Source organism: Amycolatopsis acidiphila, assembly GCF_021391495.1.
In the GTDB taxonomy this organism is placed as follows: domain Bacteria; phylum Actinomycetota; class Actinomycetes; order Mycobacteriales; family Pseudonocardiaceae; genus Amycolatopsis_E; species Amycolatopsis_E acidiphila.
In genome coordinates this window covers 8,035,352-8,061,164 of record NZ_CP090063.1, presented here as the reverse complement: position 1 = coordinate 8,061,164, position 25,813 = coordinate 8,035,352, and the positions used below count along the sequence as shown (strand labels likewise).

The following is a 25,813-nucleotide window of genomic DNA, read 5'->3' as shown; positions in this document are numbered from 1 at the left end:
ATCAGCTCACTTCTTCTTCGGTGCGACCAGGCGGGAGACCACCGTGGCGACGAGGTTGATCAGGGCGATGATGAGGACCAGCGTCAGCGCAGCTCCCCAGATGCGGTCGAAGCCGACGCTACCGGGATCCATGGTGTTGGTCGCCCGCTCGTTGTTCATCAGCAGCGGCAGCGCGGCCTGCTCGTGGTCGAACAGGTTCCAGTTGACGTAGGCCGAGTAGCCGACCAGCACCAGCAGCGGCGCGGTCTCGCCCATCACCCTGGCCAGCGCCATCATGATGCCGGAGATGATGCCGGACAACGCGGTGGGCAGCACGACCTTCATGATCGTCTTCCACTTCGGCACGCCCAGCGCGTACGAGGCCTCGCGTAGGTCGTCCGGCACGATGCGGAGCATCTCCTCCGCCGACCGCACGACCACCGGGATCATCAGCAGCACCAGGGCCAGCGACACCGCGAACCCGCTGCGCGGCATGCCCAGCGTGGTGATCCACAGCGCGTAGACGAACAGCGCGGCCACGATCGAGGGCACCCCGGAGAGGATGTCGACCATGAACGTGGTGAGCTTCGCGAGCCTGGTGCCGCGGCCGTACTCGACGAGGTAGATGGCGACCAGCAGGCCGAGCGGCACCGCGACGACCGCGCACACCAGCCCCTGCTCCAGGGTGCCGATGATCGCGTGCAGCACGCCGCCGCCGACCTCGTCGGACAGCACCGAGCCGAAGTCTTGCGTCCACCAGTTCGTGTAGGGGATGCGCTTGATGCCGTTGGCGACCACCGTGTAGAGCACCCACACCAGGGGCACAACGGCGACCAGGAACGACAGCCACACCAGCACCGTCGCGACGCCGTTCTTGACCTTGCGGGCGGTGCTGATCTGCTGGAACGCCGGTGAGATCGCCGGCCGCTCGGTCTCGGAGAGCGTGCTCGTCATGACTCAGTCGCCCTTCTTGTCACCGATGATGGCTCGCGCCCCGAAGTTCACCGCGAAGGTCAGCACGAACAGCACCAGCCCCGACGCGATGTAAGCACCGGCCGAGGTGGGGTTGTTGAACTCGCTGGCGTTCGTGGCGATCTGCGAGGCGAAGGTCGCGCCGCCGTCGAAGATCGTCCAGTCGAAGTGCCCGCCACGCGGGATGAACAGGATCACCGTCACGGCGATGGTCTCGCCGAGCGCGCGGCCGAGGCCGAGCATCGACGCGCCGATGTAGCCGGCCTTGCCGAACGGCAGCACCGTCGTGCGGATGACCTCCCAGCGCGTCGCGCCCAGCGCCAGTGCGCCCTCGATGTGCGTGGTGGGCGTGCGCTCGAACACCTCGCGCGAGAGCGAGGTGATGATCGGCAGCAGCATCACCGCGAGCACCACGCCCGCGGTGAAGATCGTGCCGGTGAAGTTCGGGTACACGTTGCCCTGCCCGAAGACCGGGATCCAGCCGAGCGTGCGGTTGATCCACTGCGAGACCGGCGCGAGCACGGGCGCGAGCACGAGGATGCCCCACAGGCCGAAGATGATCGACGGCACCGCGGCCAGCAGGTCGATGACGTAGGCGAAGGGCCGGGCCAGCCGTCGCGGTGCGTACTGGGTGAGGAACAGCGCGATGCCGAGCGAGATCGGCATCGCGAACACCAGCGACACCAGCGACGAGTACACGGTGACCAGCAACAGGTCGAGGATGCCGAACTGCAGGTTTCCCGGGTCGCCGGTCGACCAGGCCCGCGAGGTCAGGAAGTTGACGTTGTCGGCCTTGAGCGCCGGGATCGCCTGCACCAGCAGGAAAAGGCCGATCAGTCCGATGAGGGCCACGACGAAGACGCCCGCGCCCGTGCTCAGGTTCTTGAAGATGCGATCGCCTGGCCGGACCTTGGTCCGGTCCCGGGTCACTGGTTGCGCCGAAATCGTGGCCTCCGGGGGGTTTCGGACGACGACGGAAGCCCACCGGGGTGTCCGGTGGGCTTCCGCGTCGAGGTTGGCTCGCTCATCGGGTATGTCCAGTCCAACCCAATTCCGGGTCTTCCGGTACTACGAGATGGCGTTGATGGCCGTCAGCACCTTGTTCTGCAGGCTCTGCGGCAGCGGCACGAAGCCCTTGTCCGCGATCGGCTGCTGGGCGGTGGTGGCCGAGACCGTCAGGAACGCCTTGACCGCCTTGGCGGTGTCCGCGTCATAGCCCTTCGAGCACACCAGCTCGTAGGTGGCCAGCAGCAGCGGGTAGGCACCCGGGGTGTTGGCGGCGTAGATCTTGTCGAGGTCCATCGCCAGGTCGTTGCTGCCCGGGCTCTTGAACACCGCCGCGTCGAGCGCCTTGCCGACGTTCTGCGGGCTCAGCTCGACCCCGCCGGAACCGCTGTCGATCTTGGCCGCGGTGATGCCGTCCTTGACGTAGGAGGACTCCAGGTAGCCGATCGCGCCGTCGGCCGCGCGGATGGCCGAGGCCACGCCGTTCGAGCCCGACGCACCGTTGCCGACGCCGCCCTTGAACGCCTTGCCGGTGCCCTGGGTCCACGCGCCCTTGGAGGCGGCGGCCAGGTAGTGCTGGAAGTTGTCGGTGGTACCCGAGTCGTCCGAGCGCGAGAACACCTGGATCGGCTTCGCGGGCAGGTTCACGCCGGGGTTGAGGGCGGCGATCGCCGGGTCGTTCCAGGTCTTGACCTGGCCGTTGAAGATCTTCGCCGAGACCTCGCCGTTCAGCGTGAGCGAGGTGACGCCGTCGAGCTTGTAGCCGATCGCGATCGGGCCGATGACCATCGGCAGGTCCCAGGCCGGGTTGCCGGCGCAGCGGGCCTTCGCGCCGTCGGCGTCGGAACCGCTCAGCGGCGAGTCCGAGCCACCGAAGTCGACCTGCTTGGCGTTGAACTGCTTGACGCCCGCGCCCGAACCGGTCGCGTTGTAGTTGACCACCTGGCCCGGGCAGGCCTTGGCGTACTGCTGGGCGAAGACGTCCACCGCGGTCTTCTGGGCGGTGGAACCCTCGCCCGAGAGCGGGGTCTTGCCCCCGCACACCACGTTGGCCGTGCCGGTCGCCGCAGCCGCCGCACCCGAGGTGGGGGTGCCGCTGCTGTTCGAGGCCGGGTCCGAGCCGCAGGCGGCAAGGACGAGGGCGGCGCTCGCCACGATGCCGACTGCGCCCATCGGCCGCATGATCTTCACTGTCATGTCCTCCAGCTGTCTGAGCTTGTCGCAATCGGACACTAGGCAGACAGGGTGGACGGGTGACCGTGGATGGATGAACGCAAGGTGAACAGAGGTGCTGGAACAGCGTGGTGTACGCCACCGAAAGCGCCCTGTGTCCTAGCTGTGACCAGGGAGTTCGCCGTCTGTGACGGGTCGTTGGCCGTCGGTTAACCTCGCCCGTGATGCGATTACCGTGCGTATTGGACGTCCACCGCGTACCGGGTGAAGCCCAGCCGCGAGTAGACCGCGATCGCCGGCGCGTTGTCACCTTCGACGTAGAGGATGACGTGTCCCAGACCTCGCTCGCGCAGATGACGCAGGCCGGCCAGCGTCAACGCCCTGCCGAGGCCGCCGCCCTGCGCCCCCGGGTCGACGCCCACGACGTAGACCTCGCCCACCGGCTCGCCGTCGAACCGGTCCGGATCGGCCGGATGCACCTTGGTCCAGTGGAATCCGATCACCTTGCCGTCGCGCTCGGCGAGGAAGAACCCGGCCGCGTCGAACCAGTCCTCTTCCTCGGTCGCGCGCAGCTCCTCGACGGTCAGCGCGCCCTGCTCCGGGTGCCAGTCGAAGGCGCGTGCGTTGACGTCGACGACCGCCTGCTCGTCCTGTCCGGGGACGAACGTGCGCAGCGTGACGCCCTGGGGCAGCGACGGCTCGGGCCAGTCGGACTCCGCGACGGGAGCGTGCATGACGAGCAGCTCGCGGGCACGCGTGAAGCCCGCGCGCTCGGCGATGCGGGCCGCGGCGGGGTGGTCCCCGTGCGACCAGACGCGGAGCTTGTCCTGCGACACGACCGCGCCTGCCTTGTCCACCAAGGCTTCGACCAGCTGAGTGGCGAACCCGCGGTGCCGCCGGTCGGGCCGCACGATCAGCTCGGCCACCTGACGGCCGAACGAGTCACCGGTGGTGTCCAGGTGCGCGTAGCCGACGAGGTCGCTTTCGGCATGTGCGAGCAGGTGCAGGCCGCCGGAGAACTCGTCGGGCAACGGCCCGCCCGCGTCCACCTCCGGGCGCCCGTCGACCTCGCGGGCCGCGAGCAACAGCGCGCGGACCTCGTCGAGGGCGGAACCGTCCAGCTCGTCGACCCACACCAGGTTCAGCATGGGTACGAAACTACCCGCCGGTCAGGGCGTCGACAGCTCGCTGGGCAGGTCGGCGGTGTCGAACGAGAGCGAGGCGACACCGGGCTTCGGCGCGCCCTTGGCGGGCCGCTCGAACTTGTAGCCGACGTTGCGCACGGTGCCGATCATCTGCTCGTGCTCGGGGCCGAGCTTGGCGCGCAGCCGCCGGACGTGCACGTCGACCGTGCGGGTGCCACCGAAGAAGTCGTAGCCCCAGACCTCCTGCAGCAGCTGGGCCCGGGTGAACACCCGGCCGGCGTGCTGGGCGAGGTACTTGAGCAGCTCGAACTCCTTGTACGTGAGCTCGAGGGTGCGCCGGCGCAGCCGCGCGGTGTAGGTGGCCTCGTCGATCACCAGCTCGCCGACCCGCAGCTCGGCGTCGACCTGGGTCGAGCCGCCGTCGCGGGTGGTGGCCAGCCGCAGCCGGGCGTCCACCTCGGCCGGGCCCGCGGTCGGCAGCAGGATGTCGTCGGTGCGCCACTCGGCGCTCACGGCGACGAGCCCGCCCTCGCCGACGACGGCGATGACCGGCGTGCTGCCCTCGTCCTCGCCGGTGCCCTTGAGCAGGCGGCAGAGGCTCTTCGCGGACGCGAGGTCCGTGCGGGCGTCGAGCAGGATGACATCGCGGTGCCCGGCGTCGAGAAGTGCGGTGACTTCGGGTGCACGCACGCGTACGGTGTGGGGCAACAGGTCCAGAGCGGGCAGAACTGAGGTAGCTTCCGCCTCGGGAGTGAGTACGAGCAGGTCCAGGCTCATTGCCACACCGCCTTCATCAGATCGTAGCCTCGAGCGCCCCTGGCCGGTGATTTCGCCAAGAATAGCCGGTGAACACCGGAAACACCTCCCCCCTGCCGTGCTCGTCACACTGACGTCACACTGGGGACCCATATCGTTCAGCGTCGCGCGAAGCAGCTTCCCGACAGATCGGATACGAAGAGTGAGCAGGCCTGTGACCCAGGATCGCACCGCATCGCCGGCGGCGGCCAAGCGCCGCGGCCGCCGGACCCGTCGTCTCGTCATCAGCCTGGTGGTACTGGTCGGCGTACTGGTCGCGGCCGACTTCGGGCTCGCCGCGTTCGCCGAGCACACCGTGTCGCAGAAGGCGCGGGAGCAGCTTCAGCTCACCGACGACCCGTCGGTCACCATCCACGGCTTCCCGTTCACGACGCAGGCGATCAGCGGTGACTACAGTCACATCTCCCTCTCGGCCTCCGGCGTGCCGATCCAGGACCTCAAGGACGTCGCCGTCAACGCCGAGCTGACGGACGTGACCGCGCCGCTGTCGGACCTGGTGCACGGCAACACCGACGCGATCAAGATCGGCAAGCTCGAGGCACAGGTCACCATCAAGGCCAGCGACATCGCGAAGATCGACCCGCTGACCAAGATCGAGGACCTGCGGATCGAGCCGTCGAGCGTCTCCTACGTGCAGACCGGGCAGGACGCCACGGACAGCTCCGGGGGCCAGCAGCAGGAGGACCAGGACAAGTCCAAGGCAGGCATCCGGGTCTCGGGCGACGTCCAGATCGCCGGCCAGAAGATCGAGGTCTTCTGCTTCGCCATGATCGAACTGCACGGTACGTCGATCGACATCGTCCCGCAGCGGCTGCAGTACGGGAATGACAAGGAGACCACCGTCGTTCCCCAGGCTGTACAGAAAGCCCTGCTGCCCAACTTCAAGGCCTCCATCGACACCGGCAGCCTGCCGTTCGAGGTGACCCCGACCGCCGTCCAGGTGAACAGCGGCTCGGTGACGATCAAGGGTGAGGCGCAGAACGCGACGTTCAGCGGGGCGGGAGCGGGAAGGTGAGCTGATGGTCGGCGTCTGGGTCGTGCTCGGTGTGCTGCTGGTCGGCGGGATCGCCGGCGCCGCGCTGCGAGCCCGCAACGGCAGGATCCGCACCGCGAAGGCGCGGGAGCGGGCGCTGCCCGAGCCCGTCGCGCAGGCGCTCGACCCCGGCGCCGCGGTCACCCTGGTCCAGATCTCCACCACCTTCTGCGCGCCCTGCCGGCACACGAAGGCGATCCTCTCGCCGCTGGCCGAGCGCACCGAGGGGCTGCGGCACGTCGAGCTCGACGTGACGGACCAGCCCGAGGTCGCTCAGGCGCTCGGCGTGCTGCGGACGCCCACCACGCTCGCTTTCTCACCAGATGGGACGGAACTGCTGCGCATCAGCGGCGTCCCGAAGGGCCCAGCCGTACTGGAAGCCCTGGACGAGCACCTTTCCGCCTCGTCGACTGGTTCCACCAGATGAACGTGGTTCCCACGAAGAGGGAGCCCTGGGTACTCTGAACAGCGTGACGACCACTCTGCTGACCCAACGACGCGCGGTTGATCTCTGCCGCGTGCGCAGCAGCCTGTGTCCTTTCTGACGAGCCGTCGGTAGCTCGTCTCTCCCCGGCATTCCGAAGTTCGTTCGTCGTGCGCGCCCCTGCGCTCATCCGGGAGGTCCGATGTCAGCAGGCCCCGCTGTCGACCCACGCGGCCCGCGGTTCGCCGCCGTCGTGACGACGGTCGTGCTGGTGGTGGTGCTGGTCACCGGTTGGTGGCCGCTGCTCGCCCTGCAGACCGTGGTGTTCGCGATCGGCGCGTTCGTCGGGCTCCGGCCGGCGCCGTACTCGCTGCTCTACCGCTACCTCCTGGCGCCGCGGCTCGGCCCGACCAGCGAACGCGAGGACGCGGCGCCGCTGCGCTTCGCCCAGGCCGTTGGGTTCGTCTTCGCGCTGGTCGGCACGATCGGCTACGCGACCGGCGTCACCCCGCTGGGGATCGTCGCGACCGCGTTCGCCCTGTTCGCCGCGTTCCTCAACGCCGCGTTCAACTTCTGCCTCGGCTGCGAGATGTACCTGCTGATCCGGCGGTTCGTCCCGGCCGCGGGCCAAGCGTCCCAGTAGTCCACCCAAGAGAAGAAGAAAGAGAGTGCCGCTCAAATGAGCCGTGAAGACGCCCTGGTCACGACGCAGTGGGCCGAGGAGAACCTGGACACCCCTGGCGTGGTCTTCGCCGAGGTGGACGAGGACACCACCGCCTACGACGGCGGCCACATCCGCGGTGCCGTCAAGATCGACTGGAAGACCGAGCTGCAGGACCCGGTCCGCCGCGACTTCGTGGACAAGGCCGGTTTCGAGGCCCTGCTGTCCGAGAAGGGCATCGGCAACGACGACCTGGTGGTCCTGTACGGCGGCAACAACAACTGGTTCGCCGCCTACGCCTACTGGTACTTCAAGCTCTACGGCCACGACAAGGTCAAGCTGCTCGACGGCGGCCGCAAGAAGTGGGAGCTCGACGGCCGCGAGCTGACCGCTGACGAGGTCAAGCGCGAGCGCACCAGCTACACCGCCAAGGAGCCGGACACCAAGATCCGCGCGTTCCGCGACGAGGTCATCGACGCGATCGGCACCAAGAACCTGGTCGACGTCCGCTCGCCCGACGAGTTCTCCGGCAAGCTGCTCGCCCCGGCGCACCTGCCGCAGGAGTCGGCGCAGCGCGGTGGCCACATCCCGACGGCGCTGAACGTGCCGTGGGCCAAGACCGCCAACGAGGACGGCACGTTCAAGAGCGCCGAGGAGCTCACCGAGCTGTACAACGAGGCGGGCCTGGACACCGGCAAGGCGACCATCGCCTACTGCCGCATCGGCGAGCGCTCCAGCCACACCTGGTTCGCGCTGCACGAGCTGATCGGGCTCGGGGACGTGAAGAACTACGACGGATCGTGGACCGAGTACGGCTCGCTGGTGGGCGTGCCGATCGAGACGGGAGCTGCCAAGTGAGTGCTGACGGTTGCGGCGCGCCGGCGCAGACGGCGACGCCTGCGGACATCGACACGCAGGGCCAGGTCGTGGTGGCCGGCAAGGTGAGCGGCAGCGACGGGCCGCTCGGCGGCGCCTACGTGCGCCTGCTCAACGATGACGGCGACTTCGCCGGCGAGGTCCAGGCCTCGTCCGAAGGCGACTTCCGGTTCTATGCCGCGCCGGGCGCGTGGACGGTGCGTGCACTGCACCGCACCGGCAACGGCGAGGCCTCCGTCACGGCGGAGGGCCCGGGCCTGCACCAGGTGGCCATCTCGGTCGCCTGACCACTGTTCCCACGAGGCCGTCTCCCCCGCGGAGGCGGCCTCGTGGCGTGTCGAGAGCCACCCGAGGTGGCAGCGCGGCCGCACCGGCCAGGGAGTTAAGCTCTTCGCGTGGAGATCCTGTTTACGACGCTGCTGGTGATCGCCGGAATCGCCATCCTGTGGTTCGCGATCTACGTCATCTACCGGCTCTACGCCGACCAGCGGTAATGAGCACGGACAGCGGCGGCGGCGGTTCTGACGCCATCCAGGCCGCGGAGGAACGTGCGGCGAGCACTCGCGACCGCAACCTCCCCCAGTTCGACGACCTGCCGATCCCGGCCGACACGGCGAACCTGCGCCTCGGCGCGGACCTCAACGACGCCTGCCTGGCCCTGCTGCCGCTGGTGGGGGTCTGGCGGGGCGAGGGCGAGATCAACTACTCCACGATGGAGCGGCCGGTCCGGTTCGGTCAGCAGCTGACCATCGCGCACGACGGCAGGCCGTTCCTGTTCCACGAGGCGCGTTCCTGGCTGCTCGACGAGGACGGCAAGGTCATCCGGCCCGCCGCCCGCGAGGTCGGCTGGTGGCGCCCGCAGCCCGACGACACGATCGAACTGCTGCTCGCGCACTCGAGCGGGATCCTCGAGTTGTTCTACGGCAAGCCGCGCAACCAGACCTCCTGGGAGCTGGGCACCGACGCGGTCGTCCGCACGACCACCGCCAAGGAGGTCACCGGCGCGCAGCGGCTCTACGGCCTGATCAACAACGGCGACCTCGGCTACGTCGAGGAGCGGGCGATGGTCGGCGAGCCCATGCAGCCGCACGCCTCCGCCCACCTCCGGCGCGTCGTGGGCTAGTGCGCTGGCTGCCGTACGGCACGGACGCGGTCCTCGTCGAATGCGAGTCGCTGAGTGAGATGAGTGCGGTCCGTACCACCGTCATCGCCGCGCGGCTGCCCGATGTGCTCGAGGTGGTGCCCGGCGCGCGCACGGTGCTGGTCGTGGCCCGGCCGGGCTCGACGGCATTGAGCGAGGCCCGCGAGGCGGTCGAGGCGGCGGACCTGGCGAACCCCCCTGGCGCCGACCCGCGTGCGGTCGAGCTGGCGGTGCGCTACGACGGCGAAGACCTCCAGCTGGTCGCCGAGACGGCGGGCATCTCCGCCGACGAGGTGGTCGAGCTGCACACCGGCGCCGAGTACACGGTCGCCTTCACCGGTTTCGCGCCCGGGTTCGCCTACCTGACCGGGCTGCCCGAACCGTTGCGACAGTCCAGATTGGACACTCCGAGGACGAAGGTGCCGGCGGGATCGGTCGGTCTCGCCGGCGAGTTCACCGGGGTCTACCCGCGGTCCTCGCCCGGTGGCTGGCGGCTGCTCGGGCACACCGAGACCGTCCTGTTCGACTCCCGTGCCGAGCGGCCCGCGCTGCTCGCGCCCGGCGACCGGGTGCGGTTCCGGAGGACGCGGTGAGGGCGCTCGACGTCGTCGCGACCGGTCCCTCGGCGCTCGTGCAGGACCTGGGCCGCCCCGGACTCGCGCATCTGGGTGTGCCGCCCTCGGGTGCCCTCGACGTGCCGGCGTTGCGGCTGGCGAACCGGCTCGTGGGCAACGACGAGACCTGCGCCGGGATCGAAGCCCTGTTCGGCGGGCTGACAGTGCGGGCACGCACGTCCTGCACGGTGGCGGTGACCGGCCCGCCGGTGCGCGTCACCGTCGACGAGCGTGCGCACGGCACGCACACCCCGATCCACGTGAGCGCCGGGCAGACGCTCGCGATCGGCACGCCGGACACCGGGTTGCGCTGTTACCTCGCCGTTTCCGGCGGCGTCGCCGTCGAACCGGAGCTGGGCAGCCGCTCCCGCGACGTGCTGTCCGGCATCGGGCCGGAGCCGCTGGAACCCGGGAACGTGCTGCCGCTCGGTGCGCCGCGGGGCACCCCGACGGGCGAGGACGAGCTGGCCGCGCCCCGCCTGCCTGCCGAGCTGGTCGTGCCGGTGCTGCTCGGGCCGCGCGACGACTGGTTCGACGAACCCGCGCGCCTGCTGGCCGTTCCGTGGACGGTCACGCCCGAGTCGAACCGGGTGGGCCTGCGGCTGGACGGCGCCCCGCTGCGGCGCGCGCGGGAGGGCGAGCTGGCCAGCGAGGGCCTGGTCACCGGGGCGATCCAGGTGCCGTCCAGCGGGCTGCCCGTGGTGTTCCTCGCCGACCATCCGACCACCGGCGGCTATCCCGTGATCGGCGTGGTGGTGCCGAGCGCGCTGCCCGCTCTCGCGCAGGCCCGCCCCGGCACCACCCTCCGCTTCCGACCTCAGGCGTAGACGTCCTCGTAGGCCTTCGCGAGCTCGGCGTGCACCCCGCTCGAGTCGGGCAGCTCCTGGCCGTCGAGCGTGTGCACGCGGGTCAGCTTGCGCACCGACGAAGCGAGGAACAGCCCGTCGTTGTCGCGCAGGTCCTCGACCGACAAGGGCTCGATCTTGGTGGTCCAGCCGATGCGCTCGGCGCCCCGGAACACCGCGGCCTGCGTCGTGCCGGGCAGGATGCCGATCGTCGCCGGTGGCGTGTACAGCGTGCGGCCGCGCGCGACGACCACGTTCGAGGTCGGGCCTTCCAGCACCGAACCGTCGGTCGCGGTGAAGATGACGTCGCTCGCGCCGCGCCTGGCAGCCTCGCGCACCGCGGCCATGTTGATCGCGTACGAGAGGGACTTCGCGCCCAGCAGCAGCCACGGCGACCGCTCGGCGAGCCCCGGGTCGATGCCCCGGTCCAACGTCACGGCGGCGACGCCCTCGGCGCGGGCGCGGATCACCTTGTCGTCGATCGGCAGGCCCATCGCGAAGCCGGTCGGCGCGGCAGTGGGGTCGCCTTCGACGCCGCGGGTGTAGACCAGCTTGAGCGCGAACTCGTCACCCGCGGTCCAGTTGTCGAGCACCAGCTGGGTGACGCGCTGCCACGCGTCGTCGTCCGGCTCGGGCAGATCGAGCATCGACGCCGAGCGGGCGAGCCGGTCCAGGTGCGGCCGCAGCTCCCGCGGCTTGCCGCCGGCGATCAGCACGGTTTCGAAGATGCCGTCGCCGCGCAGCAGACCGAGGTCGTCGACCCGGATGTGCGGGACTTCGGGATTCGCGAGGGTTCCGTCCAGGAAAGCGAGTACGCGCATGAGGTCACCGTACTCACCTAACATCGGGGGTATGACCTATCAGTCGCCGCTTCTCGAGGCCCCCGGCGCCGTCGCGCCGCCGGAGGACCACCCGGAACAAGGCGTGCCCTGGCACTGGGGCGATCCCTTCGCCGAGCAGCGCACCGCCACCCGGAGCGCCGCCGTCGTCGACCGCTCGCACCGCGAGGTGCTGAAGGTGACGGGGCCCGAGCGCTTGTCGTGGCTGCACCTGGTCATCTCCCAGCACGTGACGGAACTGGCCGAGGGCACGGGCACCGAGGCGCTCGTGCTGGACAGCCAGGGGCACATCGACACCCATATGGTCCTCGCCCACCTCGGTGAAACCGTCTACCTCGACTCCGATCCCGGAGCGCAGGCCACCAGCGCACTGCCCAAGGGCGGCCCGCAGACGCTGCGCGAGTACCTCGAGGCCATGAAGTTCTGGTCGCAGGTCGAGATCTCCGACGTCAGCGGCGAGCTGGCCGTGCTCACGCTGCTGGGCCCGGACGCCGACCAGATCCTGTCCACTTTGGACATCGAGCTCGCCGTGCCGCCGTACGCGGTGGCACCGATCGAGGGCGGGTTCGCCCGGCGGATGCCGTGGCCCGGCCGCTCCAGCGTGGACCTGGTGGTGCCGCGTGCCGAGCTGGCGGGCTGGTGGCGGCGCATCACCGACGCCGGTGCGCGGCCCGCGGGCAGCTGGGCCTTCGACGCGCTGCGGGTGGAGTCGCTGCGCCCGCGCCTCGGCGTCGACACCGACAACCGGACGATCCCGCACGAGGTCAACTGGATCGGCAGCGCCGCGCACGTGGCGAAGGGCTGTTACCGCGGGCAGGAAACGGTCGCGAAGGTGTTCAACGTCGGACGGCCGCCGCGCCGGATGGTCCTGCTGCACCTCGACGGGTCCCCGGAGATCTACCCGGAGACCGGCGACCCCGTGCGGCTCGGCGACCGGCTCGTGGGCCGGGTCGGCAGCGTCGCCCAGCACCACGAGCTGGGTCCCGTCGCGCTCGCGCTGCTCAAGCGCTCCGCGCCGGTGGACGCGGAGCTGCTGGCCGGCGACGAGGACCGCGTGGTCCAGGCCGCCGTCGACCCCGATTCGGTCCCTGGCGAGCACGCGGCGCCCGGGCGCGAAGCAGCCGCGCGCCTCCGTGGCTGACATGCACCGTGGCTGACATGCACCCGCCCTGGCGTGGCGGGTCCCGATGGAGCAGGATGTGCGCGTGATCGAAGTCCGGCCGGGTGGACGCCGCCGCATCGACCGCGTCCTGGACCCCGACTACGTGCGCGGACTCGCCGAGCTCTCGCTCGACCAGCTGCGTGCGCGCCGTGACGAGGCTGCGCAGGAGGAGACCGACCTGTCCTACCTGCGCCGGCTCCTGCACGCCCGGATCGACATCGTCCGGGCCGAGCAGCAGCGCCGCAGCACCGGCGGGCAGAGCAGCATCGTGGACCAGCTGGCGACCATCCTGTCCGACAACGCCCTGCGCCCGGCGCGTGGTTCGGGCCGGCACCAGGCACTGGAGCCCTCGCGCGCCGGCGATCACCGGCGCCAGGCGGAGGCGCTGGTCGGCAACTCGGACCTGACCGACGTCGGCGCGCTCGACGACGAGAAGCTGACCCAGATCCTGCGTGACTACGGCGAGGAGGAGTCCTCGGTCTCGACCCGCCGCCGCGAGGTCCAGGCGGTGGTCGACCTGATGAACTCCGAGATCGCCACCCGCTACCGCGACCGCGTCGCCTCGGTCGACGACCTGCTGGCCGCGGAACGAGCCCGGGACGACGACGGCTCGCAGCAGTAGTCGATGCCATGACCGGCGGGCCGCTAGCAGCCTGCACCGGCACGCAAGCCGGTTCCCGACAGTTCTCAGTTGAAGTGTTCGCGGGCGGCGAGTTCGCTCCAGTACTCCCGCAGATCGTTGAACAGCTCCGCGAGCTGCTCGACGTTGCCGGAGCGCAGGGCCTCCAGGATGCTGTGCACCTCCTCGGCGGAGGTGTCCGACTCCAGGATCGGATCCGCGATCAGCTGCACCAGCCCGCCGTAGTCCAGTTCGACGGCCGAGCCGGGGTCGAAGTTCGTCAGCCACCGCTCGGTCTCCTCGAGGATCCGCGTCGGACCGGAGTCGCCGAGGGTGTTCTCCACCAGCTCGCGCGCCTCGGCCGCGCGCTCCAGCGCATCCGCCATCGTGATGCGCCAGGACAGCTCCCGCTCGGGGTCGTCCTGTCCGGTGCCGAGCTTCAGCCGCCGCTGCGCCGGGTCGACGAGCGCGAACCACGGCAGCGGCACGGTCCAGGTCGTCGACAGCACGTGCACCGCCGCCTTCGGCAGGCCGCCGAGTGCGTGGTTCGTCCTCGTCCGCACTGTTTCGGGGGTGACCCCACCGGCGTCGAGCACGGTCGCCTTCAGCGCGGGCGACGCGTCGTCGAGGAAGCTGACGAGTGCCGCCGCCGAGCGGGCTCGCAGTTCGAGCGGGCACACCAGCGGCCCGGGACCGACCTCGCCCGGCACGTCGGCCGGGTCGAGCACCAGCATGTCGGTACCGGTGCTGGGGGCGGCACGGCCGTTGGCGAGCTCCGCGGGCAGCAGCCGGACCGGAGCCGCTGCTTGTGATTTGAGCCACATGCGCTGCTCACGCTCGCCCGCCGTGGCCCTCGTCAGCGCGGCGGCTTCGACGGCCTTCTTCAGCTGGTCGGAAGGCGGTTCGCCGAAAGCGGACAGGGGCTCGTACACCCTCAGGTAGGCGACGAACGGTCGGAGCACTCTTGAATCGTGGCACGTCGGCGGGTCGCCCGGTGCACCGACCACACGAAGGCGGGGAGACACTCGCCACGGGAGCAGATGCCACGTCGCATTCTCCCCCTCCGACAAGGTACGGTGTGCTCAGGAAATAGTTGTCGAGACATGCGGGGCCGCCGTTTCCCCCGGCCGCCCCGTCCCTGTGCGAGGGGGTCGAGCCATGGGGCGCGGCCGGGCTAAGGCCAAGCAGACGAAGGTGGCGCGAGAGCTCAAATACAGCACTCACGACACGGACTTCGATGCTTTGCAGCGCGAGCTGTCAGGTAATTCCTCTCAGAACTCCCACGACGAGGACGACAAGTACGAGGACCCTTACGTGGACCCGTACGACGATTACCGTCGTTGAGGTCCGACGAGGCACGAGGGTGGGCTCCGGGGAGCTTCCGGAGCCTGCCCTCGTTCCTCGTGGTGCCCTGGGTTTGCTGAGTGGCGGCGATCGTGCCCTGCGGACGATCGGCTGCGGGGCCACCTGAACAAGGAGGTTTTCGTGGCGGACATCCAGCGCGTCGGTGTAGTGGGTGCCGGTCTGATGGGCTCGGGTATCGCCGAGGTGCACGCGCGAGCGGGTGCCGACGTGATGATCACCGAGGTCAACCAGCCTGCGCTGGACTCCGGCCGGGCGCGGATCGAGAAGTCGCTCCAGCGCGGCGTCCGCAACGGCAAGCTGTCGGAGTCCGAAGCGGACGAAGCGCTGCGACGGCTCACCTTCACCACCGACGTCGCGGCGTTCGCCGACCGTGACCTGGTCGTCGAGGCCGTCGTCGAGCAGGAGGCCGCCAAGATCGAGATCTTCCGGTCGCTGGACAAGGTCGTCGAGCGGCAGGACGCGATCTTCGCGTCGAACACGTCCTCGATCCCGATCATGAAGCTGGGCATGGCCACCGGCCGTCCCGCGCAGGTGGTCGGCATCCACTTCTTCAACCCGGTCCCGGTGCTGCCGCTGGTCGAGCTGGTGCCGTCGCTGCTCACGAGCGAGGAGACCGTCAAGCGCGCCGAGGAGCACGCGACCGGCCTGCTCGGCAAGACGGTGATCCGCTCGCAGGACCGGGCCGGCTTCATCGTCAACTCGCTGCTGGTGCCGTACCTGCTGTCCGCGATCCGGATGATCGAGTCCGGGTTCGCCTCCGCGCAGGACATCGACCGCGGGATGGAGCTGGGCACCGCGCACCCGATGGGGCCGCTGCGGCTGTCCGACCTGATCGGCCTGGACACCATCAAGGCCATCGCCGAGTCGATGTACGAGGAGTTCAAGGAGCCGCTGTACTCGCCGCCGCCGCTGCTGCTGCGCATGGTGGACGCGGGGCTCCTCGGCAAGAAGAGCGGCCGCGGCTTCTACTCCTACTCCTGAGCGTGGACGACCAGCTGCGGGTCGGCCTGGTCGGTGCGGGCCCCTGGGCGAGCAAGGTGCACGCGCCGGGGCTTGCCGACCATCCCGGCACGACCCTGAGCACCGTCTGGGCCCGCCGTCCCGAAGCCGCCCGCGAGCTGGCCGAGGCGCACGGCGCGTCGGTCTCGGAGAGCGTCGAGGAGCTGCTCGGGCAGGTGGACGCGGTCGCGTTCGCGGTGCCGCCTGCCGTGCAGGCCGAGCTCGCGATCGAGGCCGTGCGGGCGGGTAAGCACGTCATCCTGGAGAAGCCGATCGCGCCGGACGTCGAATCCGCGGAACGGCTCACCGACGCCGTGCTCACCGCCGAGGTCGCGAGCCTCGTGATGTTCACGCTGCGGTACGCGGTCGAGACGCGGGAATGGCTCGACGACCTCGCGGCCGTGGGCGGCTGGGCCGGCGGTGGCGTCCGCTGGTTGTCGGGCGCGCTGCTCGCCGGCCCGTACAGCGCGTCGGCCTGGCGGCACGAAGAAGGCGCGCTGGCCGATGTCGGACCCCACGTGGTGGATCTGCTCGACGCCGCGCTCGGCCCGATCACCGAGGTCGTCAGCGCGCACCGGTCGCCCGAGGACCTGTGGCATCTCGTGTTCGCCCATGAGGGCGGTGCGTCCAGCACCGCGACGATGTCCATGCGACTGGCGGTCGAGCCCACTGTCGCGGAGATCGCGGTGTACGGCGCGCACGGCTACCGGGTGCTCAACCGTCGCCCGGTAGCGGGAGTCGAGCGGTACATCGCACTGCTCGACGACTTCGCGGCGATGATCGCCACGGACACCACCACGCATCCCTGTGATGTGCGCCGTGGCCTGCACGTTCAGCGCATTCTGGCGCAGGGTCGCCGGGCCGCGGCGGGTTAGCACGGCGGCGTTCACCTGCTCGTAACGCCACGGGGGGGGGCGACCTCGGTCTCCCGCAATTGCACTGGCGCGGCCGCACCCGGCCGGCGCAGATCGCGCCGCGCGAGCTGGTCGAGGCCGGTCAGTCGTCGTAACGGCCGCCCCGGCCCCGCTTGATGTCACCGCGGCGCTTCTTCTCCGCGATCCTGCGCTCCTTGGCACCCCGGCTCGGCTTGGTGGGGCGGCGTTTCGGCGGTGGTGGCGCCGCCGCGTCCCGCAGCAGGGAGACCAGCCGCGCCCTGGCCGCTTCCCGGTTGGCGAGTTGGGCCCGCTGTCCGCTCGCCGCGATCGTCAGCACACCGTCGGCCAGCCGGGTGGCCAGCCGGGCCAGCAGTCGCGGTCGCACGTCGTCCGGAATGGACGGCGACCGCGCCACGTCGAAGGACAGCTCGACCCGCGAGTCCGTGGTGTTGACGCCCTGCCCGCCCGGCCCGGAGGACCGGGAGAACCGCTCACGCAGCTCCCCGGCCGGGATCACGATCCGGCGGGTGACGGCGAGGTCGGTGTCGATGGGCATGCTCCCCATGTTCCCCGAACCGCTCCCGCGACACGATCCGTTTTCAGAACCGGGGGTGGTCGCCCGCGAGCACGGCGCGGGGGCCTTCGGCGTCCTCCGCCGCGCGGACCTCACCGAGCACCCAGGCCGGGACGTGCCGTGCCGTCAGCACGGCCAGCGCGCGGTCGACGTCCTCCGCGTCGATGACCGCGACCATGCCCACGCCCATGTTGAACGTCTTCTCCATCTCGGCCCGCTCGACCTTGCCGCGCTGGGCGATCAGCGCGAACACCGGCGCCGGGGTCCAGGTGCCGCGTTCGAGGTGCGCGGCCAGCCCCCGCGGGATGACGCGCGCCAGGTTCGCCTCCAGGCCGCCGCCGGTGATGTGCGCGAACGTGCGCACCTCGGATTCGGCGGCGAGGGCGAGGCAGTCCTTGGCATAGATCCGGGTCGGTTCGAGCAGCTCCTCGCCGAGTGTGCGGCCGAACTCCTCGACGTGGCCCTCCAGCGGCATCCGGGCGATCTCCAGCAGCACGTGCCTGGCCAGCGAGTAGCCGTTGGAGTGCAGACCGGACGCGCCCATCCCGAGCACGACGTCACCGGGGCGGACCCGGTCTGGGCCGAGCACGCCGGACGCCTCGACGACGCCGATGCCGGTCGCCGAAAGGTCGTAGTCGTGCTCGCCCATCAGGCCGGGATGCTCGGCCGTCTCGCCGCCCAGCAGCGCGCAACCAGCCTGGACGCAGCCCTCGGCGATGCCGCTGACCAGCGATTCGATCTGCTTCGGCTGCACCTTGCCGACCGCGATGTAGTCCTGCAGGAACAGCGGCTCGGCGCCGGTGACCACCAGGTCGTCGACCACCATGGCCACCAGGTCGATACCGACCGTGTCGTGCTTGTCCAGCGTCTGCGCGACGGCGATCTTCGTGCCGACGCCGTCGGTGGAGGACGCGAGCACGGGCTCCTTCCACCGGTCGAGCTTGAGCGCGAACAACCCGGCGAAACCGCCGACCCCGCCGAGTACCTCGGGCCTGCTCGTCCGCTCCGCGTGCGGCTTCAGCAGCTCGACGGCTTCGTCGCCGGCGTCGATGTCGACCCCGGCTGCGGCATAGGTGGCGTTGGTGGACTCGCTCACGGCAAGCGGACTCCAGACTGGATATTCGGCTCAGGGACGCCGGACGGCATCCCCAGCACCGTACCCGGCCTGGGTGACGGGGCGGGCCGGACCGTCGGTGGCTTCGAGGCTCTCCAGCAGGTGTTTGCCGATGAGCGCGTCGTCGGGCAGCGGGATCGGGTACTCACCGCTGAAGCATGCGGTGCACAACCGCGACTTCGGCTGCTCGGACGCGGCGATCAGCCCGTCCAGCGAGACGTAGCCCAGCGAGTCGGCACCGATGAGCCGGCGGATGCCGTCCAGGTCGGCGCCGTTGGCCACCAGCTCCGCGCGCGAGGCGAAGTCGATGCCGTAGAAGCACGGCCAGCGCACCGGCGGCGAGGCGATCCGCACGTGCACCTCGAGTGCGCCGGCCTCCCGCAGCATCCGGACCAGGGCACGCTGGGTGTTGCCGCGGACGATCGAGTCGTCCACCACGACCAGCCGCTTGCCGCGGATCACATCGCGCAGCGGGTTGAGCTTGAGCCGGATGCCCAGCTGCCGGATGGTCTGCGACGGCTGGATGAACGTGCGCCCGACGTAGGCGTTCTTGACCAGGCCCTGGCCGTACGGGATGCCCGAGGCCTGCGCGTAGCCGATCGCCGCGGGCGTACCGGACTCCGGCACCGGGAGGACCAGGTCGGCCTCGGCCGGGTTCTCCTTCGCGAGCCGCTTGCCGATGTCCACCCGGGTGCCGTGCACGCTGCGGCCGGCGATCGAGGTGTCGGGGCGGGCGAGGTAGACGTACTCGAAGATGCAGCCCTTGGGCTCGGGGCTGGCGAACCGCGACGAGCGCAGCCCCTCGGCGTCGATCGCGATCAGCTCGCCGGGCTCGACCTCGCGGACGAAGGAGGCGCCGACGATGTCCAGTGCCGCGGTCTCGCTCGCGACGACCCAGCCGCGTTCGAGCCTGCCGAGCACGAGCGGGCGCACGCCGTGCGGATCGCGGGCGGCGTACAGGGTCTCCTCGTCGGCGAAGGTCAGGCAGAACGCTCCGCGCAGGGTCGGCAGCAGCTCCAGCGCGGCGGCCTCGATCCCTTTGTCCGCCGCGGTGGCGGCCAGCAGGCCGCAGACCAGGTCGGAGTCGCTCGACGACCCGGTCAGCCCGGCGTGCGGCTTGATGCCCGCGTCCCGGGTGCGGTCCCGCAGCTCCGCGGTGTTGACGAGATTGCCGTTGTGGGCAAAGGAGATTCCGCTGCCGGTGGCCGTCGTGCGGAACATCGGCTGGGCGTTCTCCCAGGTCGAGGACCCGGTGGTGGAGTAGCGGCAGTGCCCGACGGCGATGTGCCCCTGCAGCGAGGAGAGCACCTGCTCGTCGAAGACCTGGCTGACCAGCCCGAGGTCCTTGAACACCACGATCTGCTTGCCGTCCGACACGGAGATCCCGGCGGCTTCCTGCCCGCGGTGCTGGAGCGCGTACAGGCCGTAGTAGGCCATTTTCGCGACTTCCTCGCCCGGCGCCCAGACACCGAACACGCCGCATTCTTCTCGAGGTTCGTTTTCGGGTTCGTCGTGCGAATTGTGGTCGGAAACCACGAAAATGCTCCCTGAAGACGAGGGCAGGCCACCTCAAGTGTAGGTCGCCTCCGGGGTTGCCGAGGCCCGACCCGACGTGACCTTGGGCTCGCTCAGCCCGCAGCGGCGAGCCATTTCGCGTGGCCAGACCGGCCCGGCACCCAGCAGCCGCCGACGGGCCGTGCCCGGTCGGCCCCGTAGTCGTCGGCGAGTGCGAGCAGGTCCGCCAGGACCTCGTGGGCCGTGCCACGCCGGCGCCAGAGCATCTTGCGCGGGCTGAGGATGTCCGGCTCGTCCCCCGGCACCCGGCTGGCCACCGCGTCGTCCTCGGCGTTGAGCCGGATGACGTCGATGACGGAGCCGTGGGCGCGGATCCCGACCACAGCGACCACGTGGCCGTCGTCGTCAGAGGGGTGGATGAACCGGTAGCCGCGGTCGACGAGGTCCTTCAACCGGGCCTCGACCGGGCAGCCGGACTTCTTGTCAGCTGAGCACATCGTCGAATTCGCCGTCCTTGGCACCTGCGAGGAACGCGGCCATCTCGGCGCGCGTGTACACGAGCGCGGGGCCGTCGGGGAAGCGGGAGTTGCGCACGGCGATCTCGCCGGATGCCAGGGGCGCGACCTCGACGCAGTTCCCCATCGCGCCGCTGTACTTGCTCTTGCGCCAGCTCACGCCCGCCAGCTCGGCGGCCGGCATGCCGTTCGAGTAATGCTTCGCCATCTTCCGCACCCTTCCGATCGGGCTGGCCCGGTAGTGCAAATGCACGTGCATCTGCACTGTATCCCGAAAGCTACCAGCCGCCAGTGCACGAGTAAATGCACGGGTCGATGCACGTGCATCACTGCGCAGCCTGCGCCTACCGCTGGGTACCTAGGCCATTCAGATCACACCTGCCCGGGTGAACAGCCCCACATTTGTCCGAGTCGGGGATTCACGGAGGGTGACGAAACGAGGTGCTAGATGTCGGCGATCCGCTTGATCAGCATCTGCCTACTTCGATCGGGTGTTTCCGCGTCGACGGTCAGCCGGTCGAAGGCACGGCCGTAGAGCTCCAGCTCGTCCGGCTTCTCCAGGTAGCTCGCGCCGTTGAGGTGCTCCAGGTACGCGATGTTGGGCAGCTCGGGCTCGGCGAACTGCAGCAGCGAGAAAGCGCTCTCCACGGCATAACCGCTCATGTCGAACGGCACGATCTGCAGCGAGATGGTCGGCATCTTGAGCAGCTCGAGCAGGTACTCCAGCTGCTCCTTGAGCACCGCCATGCCGCCGACCGGCCGGTGCAGCACGGCCTCGTCGAGCACCGCCCACAGCCGCGGCGGCTTCACCCCGGTGAGCAGCTTCTGCCGCCGCATCCGGATCGCGACCCTGTCCTCGACGCCGGGGTCGTTGGAGTCGGGGTTGCCGCGGCTGATCACCGCGCGGGCGTAGGCCTCGGTCTGCAGCAGGCCCGGCACGAACATCAGCTCGTACGTCCGGATCCGGGTGGCCGCCTCTTCGAGCCCGATGTAGTTGTCGAACCAGCCGGGGAGCGTGTCGTTGAAGCTGCGCCACCAGCCCGGCCGGTTGGCCTGCTTGACCATCTCGACCGCCCACTCGCGTTCGGTCGGGTCGTGCACGCCGTACATGGTCAGCAGATCGACGACGTCGCGTTCCTTGCAGCCGACGCGACCCAGCTCCATCCGCGAGATCTTCGACTCGGACGCCCGGATCTCCCATGCGGCGGCCGCTCGGGTGATGCCGGCGGACTCGCGTAGCCTGCGCAGCTGCGTGCCGAGGATCATCCGGCGAGCGGTCGGGCCGGTGCCCTGCTCCACTTCGGGAGGATCGACCTGGGCCATCGGTGGAACCCTCCTGGGTGCCGGGTGTAAGTCTACGGAAATCGCCCGACTACCGAAGGTACACCGCGGCGCGGCGCGGTCAAGCCCGCAGGCGCATTTACCCGGACGGCGGCGGTCATTACCCTGGGTGTGCCCTTCACCACTTCACTGACCATCCCAATCCAGGGAGAACCTCGATGACGGAAACCGCCCGCCCGTATCCCACTGCGGTCCCGGTCGGCGTCGATCCCACGCGTGCGAGCATCGCGCGGGTCTACGACGCGTTCCTCAACGGCAAGGACAACTACGAGATCGACCGCGAGGTGCTGCGGGGGGTGCAGCAGGCGGCGCCAGAGGCACAGGAGCTGGCGACCGAGAACCGTGGCTTCCTGATCAGGGCGTGCCGGTTCCTGGCGCTGCAGACCGACATCACGCAGTACCTCGACCTCGGCTCCGGCCTGCCCACCGCGGAGAACACGCACCAGGTGGTGCAGCGGATCAGGCCCGAGACCAAGGTCGTCTACGTCGACAACGACCCGGTCGTGCTGGCCCACGGGCGCGCGCTGCTGGAGGAGAACGAGCTGACGCACTTCGTCGCCGAGGACATCTTCCAGCCGCAGGACGTGCTCGGGAACGAACTGGTCCGCGAGCACATCGACTTCTCGCAGCCGCTGGCGCTGCTGCAGGTGGGCACGCTGCACCACTACGAGGGCGAGCGGGGCGCGCCGGCGGAGATCGTGCGCGAGTACATCGAGCGCCTCGCCCCCGGTTCCTACGTCGTGATGAGCCACTTCCTCGATCCGGAGAACGAGCACAGCGTGGTCGCCAGGAAGATGGAGGAGGCGTTCCGGCACAGCATGATGGGCTCGGGGACCTTCCGCACGATGCCGGAGATCGAGGAGCTGTTCGACGGGCTGGAGATGGTTCCCCCCGGGGTCACCGCCTGCGTCAACTGGTGGCCGGACGGCCCGCAGATCAAGCCGCTCAACCAGGTGCAGCACTGCATCGCGGGCGGGATCGGGCGCAAGCCCTAGGGGTGTCCTCAAAGGCTGGTCGATGGGCTTCGTGATCCAGGTGGTTCCTGGTGGTGCCGGGGATTCGCCCTCGTACCGGGTTGTGCTCGGGTGAATTCCCGGTGCCGTCCAGGGGCCGCCTGGGCGCGGAGAGCGCGATTGAGCCTTTGCGGACGCTCCCTAGGCCCGGACCACCGGCAGCCAGTGGGAGAGGTCGGCGCGGGTCCCGGAAGCGGTGACCCGGCCGGCCTCGATCGCGTCTGTCCACTTGAGACGGCCGGTGGCGAGTTCGAGCCACGTCCGCGGGTCGGTCTCGACGATGTTCGGCGGGGTGCCGCGGGTGTGCCGGAGGCCTTCGATGCATTGCACTGCACCAAATGGCGGAACGCGGACCTCGACACTTCGTCCCGGCGCCCCGGCCGCCAGAGCGCGTAGGCTGAGCCGCACGGCGGCGGCCAGGGCCGGTCGCGCCGGTTTCTCCTCGTTCCCGGACAGCCAGCCGGCGACCGCCGTCACCGCGGCACGTAACTCTGCGGGGTCGACCGAACGCGAAGTGGGCATGGGAGGAACAGTAGAGTGAACGTCAGTACGAAGGCACGCGAGACGTGGGGTTGAACATGGCGCAGCGGGACGACGCAGACCGGCTCGTACCGAGTCCCCAGACCACCATCAGGCCCGGCAAGCCGAAGATCACCGAGGAGATGCGCGCGAACGCGAGGGCCAACCCCAACAGCTGGTTGTACGTGATCGACGAGGCCTTCGATCCCAACGGTCCGGTGCCCTCGTGGGCGGTCGTCGGCGCCTACCCGGTCAACGGGCGCGGCAACATCGTCGAGGACTTCCACCCCAACGACCGCTACCGCCCCTCGCCGAAGGCGCTCGGCTTCCCCGAGCCCGGCAACGAGCTGGAGCGGTTGCTGCAGCTGGTCCGCACGAACCACCGGCCCGCCGAGGACCTGCCGCCGGTGATCCTCAACGCGACCCTGTTCGTCTACGCGATGTCGCCGCTGCAGCGCACGGTCATCGGCTTCCACAACACCGACGGCCGGGTCATGGTGCCCGCGTACACGTCGAAGACGCTGGTGCCGCGCGAGTGGCCGCACGCCCGTGCCGTGCTCGGCCGCGACATGGTGCCCCTGCTGGCCGGTCATCCGGTGGCCATCAACCCGCACGACATGATCACCGCGGTGGTTCCCGCGGAGCACCTGGAGCAGGCGCTCGCGCGGGAGGGGCAGCGGTAACGATCTTCACACGACACGCCCAACATCACTCCAGCGAGTGACATTCGATTCGCTAAGTGTGCTCGATAGAGGCATCGTGACCTTCTGAGGGAGAGGGAGGTCGCTATGCGTTCGTGGATTTTCCGGCTGCGCTGGGGCGCAGCCCTGTGCCTGTCCAGCGGACTGGCAGTGGCGTTCGCCCCGGCCGCGGCCGCCGCGGACTACAGCCTCGCGGACACCACGTCCGCCGGGTCGCAGATCGCCAAGGTCGAGGGCGTGGGGAGCGCCCCGGCCTACCAGGATCTCGACGGCACGCTCGGACACGACGTCAGCAGCCACCAGGGGCCGGTCGACTGGGCCGCCGCGCGGCAGGCGGGCGCCCGGTTCGTCTACGTCAAGGCCACCGAGGGCACCGGGTACATCAACCCGCAGTTCGGGCAGCAGTACGACGGCTCGTTCCAGGTCGGCATGGTGCGCGGCGCGTACCACTTCGCCCGACCGGACGTCTCCAGCGGCGCCGAGCAGGCGAACTACTTCGTCGACCACGGCGGGGGCTGGTCGGCGGACGGCAAGACCCTGCCCGGCGCGCTCGACGCGGAGTACAACCCGTACGGCGACGCCTGCTACGGCAAGGATCCGGCGGCGATGAGCGCGTGGCTCGCCGACTTCTCCAACACCTACCGCGTCCGCACCGGCCGGCTCCCCACGATCTACACCTCGACCGTGTGGTGGAACCGGTGTACGGGCGGCAACGCCGGTTTCGGCGCGAACCCGCTGTGGCTCGCGCGGTACAAGGAGGTCCCAGGCGCCCTGCCCACGAGCTGGGACAGCCAGTTGATCTGGCAGTACGCGGCCGCGGGCACGCTGCCCGGCGACCAGAACCTCTACTACGGCACCGCGGACCAGCTGCGGGGCTTCGCCCTCGGCCGCTGACCGGCGGTTTAGACCATAGGGGGGACGACGAAAGTCGGCTCTCTCCGGTCCGACGTGCGTAAATTCCTCACGCGACACGCGAACTTCGAGGAAGTTGGTGACAAGTCGGTATGTCGTCATAAAGAATCACGCGCGGACGGCTCCCTGCAAAAGCCGTCCACACCGCGAGGGCAACCGAAAGGGATACGTCCATGTCCACTTCTCCGAGAAGACGGTGTCAGATCGCGGCCGCCGTCTGTGCCGCGTCGGCGGCCGCGCTGCTGTCCGGCCTGATCACCCCGGCGGACGCCGACGACGCCACGTCGATCGACGCGTACGTCGCGCAGTACGACCACGAAATGGGCTCGCAGATCAAGCGGGTCGAAGGTGATCAGTCCAATCCGGGCACCAAGGTCGTCGCGCAGCGACCACAGGGGCTCGACGTCGACGGCGTGATCGCCACGGCCACCGTCGCCGGCATCGACGTGAGCGGGCACCAGGGCAACGTCGACTGGAACAGCTACTGGGGGCAGGGCGTCCGGTTCGCCTACGTCAAGGCGACCGAGAACACCAACTACACGAACCCGTACTTCGCCCAGCAGTACAACGGTTCCTACGACGTGGGCATGATCCGCGGCGCCTACCACTTCGCGACCCCCGACACCTCGACCGGCGCGGCGCAGGCGAACTACTTCGTCGACCACGGGGGCGGCTGGTCGGCGGACGGCAGGACCCTGCCCGGGGCGCTCGACATGGAGTACAACCCCTACGGCGCAACCTGCTACGGCAAGTCGAAGAGCGCGATGACGGCGTGGATCAAGGACTTCAGCGACACCTACCACGCGCGCACCAACAAGTACCCCGCCATCTACTCGAGCACGAGCTGGTGGGGCCAGTGCGTGGACGGCGACTTCAGCTCGACGAACCCGCTGTGGGTCGCCCGGTACGCCTCGAGTGTCGGCACCCTGCCGTACAACTGGGGCACCTACACCTTCTGGCAGTACAGCTCGAGCCCCATCGACCAGGACACCTTCAACGGTTCGATCGACCGCCTGGTGGTGCTCGCGACCAACCACGACTGAACGAATCGATCACGAAAGGGCTC

The 25,813-nt window shown here is 69.8% G+C and carries 31 protein-coding genes; 17 read left to right on the top strand and 14 right to left on the bottom strand.

Features of this window, described 5'->3' with window-relative positions; genetic code table 11:
- Window positions 1–6: 6 nt before the first annotated feature.
- The 5 genes from pstA to LWP59_RS39660 form a co-directional block, all read right to left on the bottom strand.
- Entirely contained in the window at window positions 7–933 is a 927-nt protein-coding gene (gene pstA / locus LWP59_RS39680) for a phosphate ABC transporter permease PstA (RefSeq protein ID WP_144642827.1), read from the bottom strand.
- Between the two features lie 3 nt (window positions 934–936).
- Window positions 937–1,881, bottom strand: a complete 945-nt coding sequence (gene pstC / locus LWP59_RS39675; protein ID WP_144642828.1) for a phosphate ABC transporter permease subunit PstC — start codon at window positions 1,879–1,881, stop codon at window positions 937–939.
- Between the two features lie 138 nt (window positions 1,882–2,019).
- Window positions 2,020–3,147 (bottom strand): phosphate ABC transporter substrate-binding protein PstS, encoded by a 1,128-nt coding sequence (pstS, locus tag LWP59_RS39670; RefSeq protein WP_144642871.1) that lies wholly within the window; start codon window positions 3,145–3,147, stop codon window positions 2,020–2,022.
- A gap of 212 nt (window positions 3,148–3,359) precedes the next feature.
- Window positions 3,360–4,277: a mycothiol synthase gene (gene mshD, locus LWP59_RS39665; protein WP_144642829.1), complete on the bottom strand. Its 918-nt coding sequence runs from the start codon at window positions 4,275–4,277 to the stop codon at window positions 3,360–3,362.
- A gap of 21 nt (window positions 4,278–4,298) precedes the next feature.
- Window positions 4,299–5,051 carry a winged helix-turn-helix transcriptional regulator gene (locus LWP59_RS39660; RefSeq protein WP_144642830.1) on the bottom strand — a complete coding sequence of 251 codons (753 nt, stop codon included), beginning with the start codon at window positions 5,049–5,051 and terminating at the stop codon, window positions 4,299–4,301.
- Window positions 5,052–5,244: 193 nt separating this feature from the next.
- Between LWP59_RS39660 and LWP59_RS39655 the strand changes: the two genes are divergently transcribed.
- From LWP59_RS39655 to LWP59_RS39620, 8 genes are all read left to right on the top strand, one after another.
- Window positions 5,245–6,105 (top strand): LmeA family phospholipid-binding protein, encoded by an 861-nt coding sequence (locus tag LWP59_RS39655; protein WP_229857390.1) that lies wholly within the window; start codon window positions 5,245–5,247, stop codon window positions 6,103–6,105.
- A 4-nt stretch (window positions 6,106–6,109) separates the two neighbouring features.
- On the top strand, window positions 6,110–6,550 hold the full coding sequence (locus LWP59_RS39650; protein WP_144642831.1) for a TlpA family protein disulfide reductase: 441 nt from the start codon (window positions 6,110–6,112) through the stop codon (window positions 6,548–6,550).
- 199 nt (window positions 6,551–6,749) lie between these two features.
- Entirely contained in the window at window positions 6,750–7,190 is a 441-nt protein-coding gene (locus LWP59_RS39645) for a DUF4395 domain-containing protein (protein WP_144642832.1), read from the top strand.
- 36 nt (window positions 7,191–7,226) lie between these two features.
- The gene (locus tag LWP59_RS39640; protein ID WP_144642833.1) at window positions 7,227–8,066 is read left to right on the top strand and encodes a sulfurtransferase; all 840 of its coding nucleotides are present in this window, start codon (window positions 7,227–7,229) and stop codon (window positions 8,064–8,066) included.
- A complete protein-coding gene (locus LWP59_RS39635) occupies window positions 8,063–8,371 on the top strand; it encodes a DUF1416 domain-containing protein (RefSeq protein WP_144642834.1) in 309 nt (102 codons plus the stop codon). Before LWP59_RS39640 ends, LWP59_RS39635 begins: the two co-directional genes overlap by 4 nt.
- A gap of 206 nt (window positions 8,372–8,577) precedes the next feature.
- Entirely contained in the window at window positions 8,578–9,207 is a 630-nt protein-coding gene (locus LWP59_RS39630) for an FABP family protein (protein WP_144642835.1), read from the top strand.
- Window positions 9,207–9,818 carry a 5-oxoprolinase subunit PxpB gene (gene pxpB / locus LWP59_RS39625; RefSeq protein WP_144642836.1) on the top strand — a complete coding sequence of 204 codons (612 nt, stop codon included), beginning with the start codon at window positions 9,207–9,209 and terminating at the stop codon, window positions 9,816–9,818. Before LWP59_RS39630 ends, pxpB begins: the two co-directional genes overlap by 1 nt.
- Entirely contained in the window at window positions 9,815–10,666 is an 852-nt protein-coding gene (locus LWP59_RS39620) for a 5-oxoprolinase subunit C family protein (RefSeq protein WP_144642837.1), read from the top strand. The genes pxpB and LWP59_RS39620 overlap by 4 nt, the downstream gene beginning before the upstream one ends.
- On the opposite strand, the gene LWP59_RS39615 is transcribed toward LWP59_RS39620, so the two are convergent.
- Window positions 10,657–11,505 (bottom strand): aminodeoxychorismate lyase, encoded by an 849-nt coding sequence (locus tag LWP59_RS39615; protein ID WP_144642838.1) that lies wholly within the window; start codon window positions 11,503–11,505, stop codon window positions 10,657–10,659. The two genes, LWP59_RS39620 and LWP59_RS39615, sit on opposite strands and share 10 nt — an antisense overlap.
- 31 nt (window positions 11,506–11,536) lie before the next feature.
- Here LWP59_RS39615 and ygfZ point away from each other — a divergent pair, with 31 nt between their 5' ends.
- Both ygfZ and LWP59_RS39605 read left to right on the top strand, forming a co-directional pair.
- Complete coding sequence (gene ygfZ, locus LWP59_RS39610; RefSeq protein WP_144642839.1) at window positions 11,537–12,664, top strand: CAF17-like 4Fe-4S cluster assembly/insertion protein YgfZ; 1,128 nt, start codon at window positions 11,537–11,539, stop codon at window positions 12,662–12,664.
- A gap of 64 nt (window positions 12,665–12,728) precedes the next feature.
- Window positions 12,729–13,307, top strand: coding sequence for an RsiG family protein (locus LWP59_RS39605; RefSeq protein ID WP_144642873.1), 579 nt, complete (start codon window positions 12,729–12,731; stop codon window positions 13,305–13,307).
- Window positions 13,308–13,372: 65 nt separating this feature from the next.
- On the opposite strand, the gene LWP59_RS39600 is transcribed toward LWP59_RS39605, so the two are convergent.
- Window positions 13,373–14,266 (bottom strand): hypothetical protein, encoded by an 894-nt coding sequence (locus LWP59_RS39600; RefSeq protein ID WP_144642840.1) that lies wholly within the window; start codon window positions 14,264–14,266, stop codon window positions 13,373–13,375.
- Between the two features lie 196 nt (window positions 14,267–14,462).
- On the opposite strand from LWP59_RS39600, the gene LWP59_RS39595 reads away from it, so the two are divergent.
- From LWP59_RS39595 to LWP59_RS39585, 3 genes are all read left to right on the top strand, one after another.
- Window positions 14,463–14,648 (top strand): DUF3073 domain-containing protein, encoded by a 186-nt coding sequence (locus LWP59_RS39595; RefSeq protein ID WP_144642841.1) that lies wholly within the window; start codon window positions 14,463–14,465, stop codon window positions 14,646–14,648.
- A 141-nt stretch (window positions 14,649–14,789) separates the two neighbouring features.
- Window positions 14,790–15,650 (top strand): 3-hydroxybutyryl-CoA dehydrogenase, encoded by an 861-nt coding sequence (locus LWP59_RS39590; protein ID WP_144642842.1) that lies wholly within the window; start codon window positions 14,790–14,792, stop codon window positions 15,648–15,650.
- Window positions 15,651–15,652: 2 nt separating this feature from the next.
- Window positions 15,653–16,543 (top strand): Gfo/Idh/MocA family protein, encoded by an 891-nt coding sequence (locus tag LWP59_RS39585; RefSeq protein WP_144642843.1) that lies wholly within the window; start codon window positions 15,653–15,655, stop codon window positions 16,541–16,543.
- Window positions 16,544–16,664: 121 nt separating this feature from the next.
- Here LWP59_RS39585 and arfB read toward each other — a convergent pair whose 3' ends face one another.
- From arfB to LWP59_RS39555, 6 genes are all read right to left on the bottom strand, one after another.
- Entirely contained in the window at window positions 16,665–17,213 is a 549-nt protein-coding gene (gene arfB, locus LWP59_RS39580; RefSeq protein ID WP_373299415.1) for an alternative ribosome rescue aminoacyl-tRNA hydrolase ArfB, read from the bottom strand.
- Window positions 17,143–18,213, bottom strand: coding sequence for a phosphoribosylformylglycinamidine cyclo-ligase (purM, locus tag LWP59_RS39575; protein ID WP_144642845.1), 1,071 nt, complete (start codon window positions 18,211–18,213; stop codon window positions 17,143–17,145). The genes arfB and purM overlap by 71 nt, the downstream gene beginning before the upstream one ends.
- Window positions 18,214–18,243: 30 nt before the next feature.
- Complete coding sequence (purF, locus tag LWP59_RS39570; protein ID WP_144642846.1) at window positions 18,244–19,767, bottom strand: amidophosphoribosyltransferase; 1,524 nt, start codon at window positions 19,765–19,767, stop codon at window positions 18,244–18,246.
- Between the two features lie 92 nt (window positions 19,768–19,859).
- Entirely contained in the window at window positions 19,860–20,243 is a 384-nt protein-coding gene (locus LWP59_RS39565) for a hypothetical protein (RefSeq protein ID WP_144642847.1), read from the bottom strand.
- The gene (locus LWP59_RS39560; RefSeq protein ID WP_144642848.1) at window positions 20,230–20,469 is read right to left on the bottom strand and encodes a DUF397 domain-containing protein; all 240 of its coding nucleotides are present in this window, start codon (window positions 20,467–20,469) and stop codon (window positions 20,230–20,232) included. Before LWP59_RS39560 ends, LWP59_RS39565 begins: the two co-directional genes overlap by 14 nt.
- A 236-nt stretch (window positions 20,470–20,705) precedes the next feature.
- Window positions 20,706–21,584, bottom strand: a complete 879-nt coding sequence (locus tag LWP59_RS39555; RefSeq protein ID WP_144642849.1) for a helix-turn-helix domain-containing protein — start codon at window positions 21,582–21,584, stop codon at window positions 20,706–20,708.
- 176 nt (window positions 21,585–21,760) lie between these two features.
- Here LWP59_RS39555 and LWP59_RS39550 point away from each other — a divergent pair, with 176 nt between their 5' ends.
- On the top strand, window positions 21,761–22,597 hold the full coding sequence (locus LWP59_RS39550; RefSeq protein ID WP_144642850.1) for an SAM-dependent methyltransferase: 837 nt from the start codon (window positions 21,761–21,763) through the stop codon (window positions 22,595–22,597).
- A gap of 159 nt (window positions 22,598–22,756) precedes the next feature.
- On the opposite strand, the gene LWP59_RS39545 is transcribed toward LWP59_RS39550, so the two are convergent.
- A complete protein-coding gene (locus tag LWP59_RS39545) occupies window positions 22,757–23,137 on the bottom strand; it encodes a sterol carrier family protein (protein WP_144642851.1) in 381 nt (126 codons plus the stop codon).
- 56 nt (window positions 23,138–23,193) lie between these two features.
- Here LWP59_RS39545 and LWP59_RS39540 point away from each other — a divergent pair, with 56 nt between their 5' ends.
- The 3 genes from LWP59_RS39540 to LWP59_RS39530 all read left to right on the top strand — a co-directional run bounded on the left by LWP59_RS39540 (window position 23,194) and on the right by LWP59_RS39530 (window position 25,790).
- A complete protein-coding gene (locus LWP59_RS39540; RefSeq protein ID WP_144642852.1) occupies window positions 23,194–23,817 on the top strand; it encodes a type VII secretion system-associated protein in 624 nt (207 codons plus the stop codon).
- A 105-nt stretch (window positions 23,818–23,922) separates the two neighbouring features.
- A complete protein-coding gene (locus tag LWP59_RS39535; protein ID WP_144642853.1) occupies window positions 23,923–24,729 on the top strand; it encodes a lysozyme in 807 nt (268 codons plus the stop codon).
- Between the two features lie 191 nt (window positions 24,730–24,920).
- Entirely contained in the window at window positions 24,921–25,790 is an 870-nt protein-coding gene (locus LWP59_RS39530; RefSeq protein WP_144642854.1) for a lysozyme, read from the top strand.
- Window positions 25,791–25,813: the final 23 nt, after the last annotated feature.